At 43.8% G+C, this 459-nt stretch carries 2 tRNA genes; both read left to right on the top strand.

Annotated features, from left to right (window positions below):
- Positions 1-174: 174 nt before the first annotated feature.
- Positions 175-251, top strand: a tRNA-Ile gene (locus FOT98_RS31335).
- A gap of 10 nt (positions 252-261) precedes the next feature.
- A tRNA-Ala gene (locus FOT98_RS31330) sits at positions 262-337 on the top strand.
- Positions 338-459: the final 122 nt, after the last annotated feature.

Genomic DNA, 459 nt, shown 5'->3' with positions numbered 1-459 from the left:
AACAAGGTAGCCGTATCGGAAGGTGCGGCTGGATCACCTCCTTTCTATGGAGAATTGATGAACGCTGTTCATCAATATAAGTTTCCGTGTTTCGTTTTCGTTTAGTTTTGAGAGTTCAATTCAATGTTGACTCTTAAATGAGGATATGATATAAATAAATCCTGCAATTTGTATGGGCCTATAGCTCAGCTGGTTAGAGCGCACGCCTGATAAGCGTGAGGTCGATGGTTCGAGTCCATTTAGGCCCACCATACAACTTTTGGGGCCTTAGCTCAGCTGGGAGAGCGCCTGCCTTGCACGCAGGAGGTCAGCGGTTCGATCCCGCTAGGCTCCACCAAAAAGCTATTTTAAATAGCAAATGGTATGTTCTTTGAAAACTAGATAACAGTGTAGCTCATATTTTTTAATTTTTAGTTTGGTTAAGTTAGAAAGGGCGCACGGTGGATGCCTTGACACTAG

The organism is Bacillus sp. HY001 (assembly GCF_007558965.1).
In the GTDB taxonomy this organism is placed as follows: domain Bacteria; phylum Bacillota; class Bacilli; order Bacillales; family Bacillaceae_G; genus Bacillus_A; species Bacillus_A mobilis.
The sequence above is the reverse complement of the archived record's forward strand: the minus strand, read 5'-3'. Positions and strand labels throughout refer to the sequence as shown.